This is a genomic window from Methylobacterium sp. CCH5-D2, from assembly GCF_001556475.1.
In the GTDB taxonomy this organism is placed as follows: Bacteria; Pseudomonadota; Alphaproteobacteria; order Rhizobiales; family Beijerinckiaceae; genus Methylobacterium; species Methylobacterium hispanicum.
Genome location: NZ_LSIX01000874.1, coordinates 1 through 3,900 on the forward strand (window position 1 = coordinate 1; position 3,900 = coordinate 3,900).

Annotated in this window: 4 protein-coding genes; 3 read left to right on the plus strand and 1 reads right to left on the minus strand. The window is 72.4% G+C overall.

Features of this window, described 5'->3' with window-relative positions:
- The 3 genes from AX737_RS34775 to AX737_RS23280 all read left to right on the plus strand — a co-directional run.
- A partial coding sequence (locus AX737_RS34775) for a hypothetical protein (RefSeq protein WP_197430695.1) occupies positions 1–279 on the plus strand: 279 nt, incomplete at its 5' end.
- Positions 276–2,306 carry a M23 family metallopeptidase gene (locus AX737_RS23275; protein ID WP_066925452.1) on the plus strand — a complete coding sequence of 677 codons (2,031 nt, stop codon included), beginning with the start codon at positions 276–278 and terminating at the stop codon, positions 2,304–2,306. The genes AX737_RS34775 and AX737_RS23275, both read left to right, overlap by 4 nt.
- 227 nt (positions 2,307–2,533) lie before the next feature.
- Entirely contained in the window at positions 2,534–3,673 is a 1,140-nt protein-coding gene (locus AX737_RS23280) for a PAS domain-containing protein (protein ID WP_066925455.1), read from the plus strand.
- Here the strand turns inward: AX737_RS23280 and AX737_RS23285 are convergent.
- Positions 3,619–3,900: glutamate--tRNA ligase family protein (locus AX737_RS23285; protein WP_245293495.1), on the minus strand; the 282-nt coding region annotated here is incomplete at its 5' end. The genes AX737_RS23280 and AX737_RS23285 overlap by 55 nt on opposite strands.

The following is a 3,900-nucleotide window of genomic DNA, read 5'->3' on the forward strand; positions in this document are numbered from 1 at the left end:
GCCGGCGCCGATGAGCGCTGTCTACGCAAGCCCAGCCGCCCCGTCAACACCCGATACGACGAACACGCGAAAAACCTGCAACAGGCCTGTGACGGGCGCCAACGCGACCCCTCGCGAATCAAGCCACGTTCGCTCGTGGAAGGCGCACCCTCGGGCCTCAATCTCGACACGCTGGCACTCGACATGGTCAGGATACGAGCAGCCGCCGCGACGGTCGCGACGCGCCCGGGGTGGCTGCTTCGCATTCTTCTCGGCCCATTCAGGGGATCGTTCGCGTGACGCGTGACCGCGTGAAGATCGGTGTGACCGGCGCAGCGGCGTCCGGTCAGGGATTCGATCCGCCGCTCGACCTCCTCGGCCCGGAGGCGTCGCGCATCGACCGGCGCGCCGTGAACCTCCGGTGGCTCTGCGCCAGCGCGCTCACGGGGCTTTCCGGCGCGGGCCTGATCTTCGCGGCGCTGCACGTCTCGCTCCAGGGCGAGGCCTCCTTCGCGGCGATCCCCGAGATCGCGACGGTGAGCCAGCGGCCCCAGGCGAGCGAGGGCGGCACCAACGTCGCGCGCAAGGGCGACCGGCTGGTCCGCAGCGTGATGATCGCCTCGGCCAAGCAGAGCTACCGCGCGCCCGTCACGGTGAAGCTCGGCGATCGGGAGATCATCAAGGCCAAGCCGTTCGTCCGCCTCACCGCGGGTCTGTCGCAGAGCGTCGGGCTCTACGCCAGCGACATCCCGCCCTTCGACCCGACGAAGTTCGTCTCCGACGAGCCCGCCGACCGGGCGAGCGAGCCGAGCGCCGCCGACGCGCCCGGCGCCGAAGTCACGGTGGTCAAACGCATCCTCGCGGAGGCGCCGGTCGATCCGAACGCGCCGGCCCTCGGGGACGACGCCGTCACCGCGCAGGTCGAGGAGGAGCGCCGCGCCGCCGCAGAGGCGGGCCGCCGCGCCGCGATCCCGATCGCGCCCCAGATCCTGCTCTCGCGCACCTTGCAGCCCAGCACGCCGGCGGCCGACGCGGCCGTGCCCGGCCGCGACGGGAACCCGTTCCGGGCGATCGAGGTGCTGGTCGTGCCCGAGAACGTGACGAAGCTCGCCAAAACGGAACTGCGCACGGGCGAGGCGCCCCTCGTGGAGGAGCGTGACCTCGCGCTCGGCCGCGGCGAGACCCTGGAAGCTGCCCTGCGCGCCACGGGTTTCGCCAGCGACGAGCAGATCCGCGGCGTCGTCACGGCGCTCGGGGGCCGGCCCCGCGTCGGCGCCCTCACCGAAGGACAGCGCCTGCGGGTGCAGATCGCCCCGGGCGCCCGGCCGGCCGATCCACGGCAGGTGACCCGCGTCGTTCTCTACGGGGAGAACGGAATCGAGGGGATCGCGGCGATCAACGACCGGGCGGCCTTCGTCTCCGTCGCGCCCCCGCGGGAGGATACGCCCTCGCGCAAGCCGCAGGCCCAGGCGGAGGCGAGCGAGGACGAGGAGGACGACGGCACCGGCCCGAGGCTCTACCAGAGCCTCTACGAGACGGCCGCGCGCCACGAGCTGCCGCGCGCCACCGTCGAGGACATCGTCCGGGTGTTCAGCTACGACCTCGACTTCCAGCGCCGGATCGGCGGCGGCGACAGCCTCGACGTGTTCTACACCTACGACGAGGATGCCGGACAGAGCCCCGAGCGGCCCGACCTCCTCTACGCCGCGCTCAACCTCGGCGGCGAGGCGCGCAAGATCTACCGCTTCCAGTCCCCCGACGACGGCGCGATCGACTACCTCGACGAGCAGGGCCGCTCGCTGAAGAAGTTCCTGATCCGCAAGCCCATCGCGGACGGCATCATGCGCTCCGGCTTCGGCTACCGGCGTCACCCGGTGCTCGGCTACGCCAAGCTCCACACGGGCGTCGACTGGTCGAACCCGATCGGCACGCCGATCGTGGCGGCCGGCAACGGCACGGTGATCAAGGCCGAGTGGGATTCGGGCTACGGGCGGCGCGTCGAGATCCAGCACCTCAACGGCTACGTCACCACCTACAACCACATGTCGCGGTTCGGCCGCGGCGTCAGCGCGGGCACGCGGGTGCGGCAGGGGCAGGTCATCGGCTATGTCGGCTCCACCGGCCTCTCGACCGGCGCGCACCTGCACTACGAGGTGATCATCAACGGCCACTTCGTCGATCCGATGAAGATCCGCGTGCCGCGCGGGCGCGAGCTCGACGGCCGCCTGCTCGCCGAGTTCAAGCGCCAGCGCGACCAGATCGAGGCCGAGATGCAGAAGGGCAAGACCGCGACCGCGCTCGCCCAGCGCGAGACGGCGGTGCGGTAGGAGTGGGCCGGGAATCCGCCGGCCCGGAGATCACTACACCCTAAAGGTGTATCAGCCGGACGATATCATCCGAAGATTGCGGACAGGCGCACAAGTTTCGTCTTCCTAGGCAGTTCGCCCCCTGTACGGCTAGCACAGGTAATTGACAGGCCCCGTGCCTCGGGAATGATCCGTTCCGGCGCGCGCGGTTCCGCGGTGCCCGACCGATCGCAGCACTGGACGACCGCATGACGCGGCCCGACGCCCCCGACGGAGGGCAGCCGACACCCGAGCCTGCGGCCCTTCCCTTCGCGGCGGCCATGCAGGCCGCGCGCCTGCCGATGACGATCACCGACCCGCACCGCCTCGACAACCCGATCGTCTTCGCCAACGACGCCTTCCTGCGCCTCACCGGTTACGCGCGCAGCGAGGTCGAGGGGCGCAACTGCCGCTTCCTGCAGGGCGCGGGCACCGATCCGGACGCGGCCGCGCGCATCGGGCACGCCCTGCGCGCGGGCCGCGACATCGGCCTCGACATCCTGAACTACCGCAAGGACGGCACCCCGTTCTGGAACGCCCTCGCGATCAGTCCGGTCTTCGGCGGGGCCGGCAGCGTGCAGTACTTCGTCGCCACCCAGACCGACATCACGGAGCGCCTGCACGACCTCCAGGCTCGGACCACGCTCCTGCACGAGGTCGATCACCGGGTGAAGAACACGCTGCAGATGATCGCCGCCCTGGTGGCGACGCAGATGTCGGGCGTCCCGGCCGGGGCCGCGCGCGAGACGCTCGCGGCGACGCTCCGGCGGATCGAGACGCTGGGGACCCTGCACCGGCGGCTGCACCAGTCGGACGACGTCGCCCAGGTGGCGATCGCCGACGTCGTCGCCGACATCGTGGCGGACCTCCTGGGCGCCGCCGGGCGGCCGGACGTGGCGGTGACGCTCGATCTCGCGCCGCTGCGCCTGCCCGCCGAGGCGGCGGCGCCCGTGGCGCTGATCGTCAACGAACTCGTCACGAACGCGCTCAAGCACGCCTTCCCAGCCCGGCCCGGCCGGCTCACGGTGCGCCTCGGCCGGGACGGCGACCGGGAGATCGTCGAGGTGGCGGACGACGGGCCCGGCATGCCGGCGACCGCGCCGGAGGGGACCGCGCCGGAGGGGACCGCCTTCGGCACGACCATCGTGCGGATGCTGGCGCGCCAGCTCCGCGCCGGGCTGGACTGGGTTCCGGCCGCGCCCCAGGGCACCCGCGTGATCCTCTCCCTGCCGGCGCGTCGGCCGGAGGAGGCCGCGGCGAGGACCACGGACCAGCGCGCCGGCCAGGCCGCCCTTCAGGCCGCGGGGAAGCCGAGCGACACGCGCAGCGCGGCGGCCGCGACGCCCTGAGCCCGCAGGTCGGCGAGCGCGGTGGAGCCGCGCGACTTGGCGAGCTTGCCCCCGTCGGTGTCCCGGATCAGGCCGTGATGGTGGTAGCGCGGGCTCGGCAGGCCGAGCAGGCGCTGCAGCAGGACGTGCAGGTCGGTCGCCGCCTCGAGATCCTGCCCGCGGACCACGTGGGTGATGCCCTGCGCCGCGTCGTCGTGCACGACCGCGAGATGGTAGCTCGTCGGCAC